Genomic DNA, 477 nt, shown 5'->3' on the forward strand with positions numbered 1-477 from the left:
CCGCCCCGGTGGCCGACGAGGCCGGGCTGGAACCGGGGCTGCGGCTGCTGATTGGCTGCTGGCGCAGCTGTCTGGGCTATCAGGGCGCGCTGACGCCGGAATCGGACTTCTTCCTGGTTTCAGGTTCTTCGCTGAGTGCAGTGCGGCTGGCCGGGCAGATCGAAACCCAGTTCGGCATTGGCTTCGGCCCGGTCGATGTGTTCCGCAACCCGACCATCGCCAGCCAGTGGGCGCTGATTAGGGCGCGGCAGGCTACTCCAGAAGGGGTTGCCACCTTGCCGGCCGGCGAGGTCAAGAGCGAATTTTCCCGCTTTCTCGACAGCCTGCCGGCCGAAGTAGCGACGGTTGGGCCGTTGTCGGCGCAGGAAGCGCGGTTGTATGCGCAGTACCGGTTGTACCCGGACTCATTGGCCTATCTGCTGGAGATGGACTTTCCGCTACCGGCCGGAATAGGCGCTGAGGCGGTGGCTGCCGCCC

General features: G+C 66.0%; 1 protein-coding gene. It reads left to right on the forward strand.

Annotated elements, in window-relative coordinates:
* Positions 1-477, forward strand: a 477-nt coding sequence (locus PZA18_RS24215; protein ID WP_284103453.1) for an acyl carrier protein, incomplete at both ends; no start/stop codon positions are given.

It is taken from the genome of Parachitinimonas caeni (assembly GCF_030129945.1).
Lineage (GTDB): Bacteria > Pseudomonadota > Gammaproteobacteria > Burkholderiales > Chitinimonadaceae > Parachitinimonas > Parachitinimonas caeni.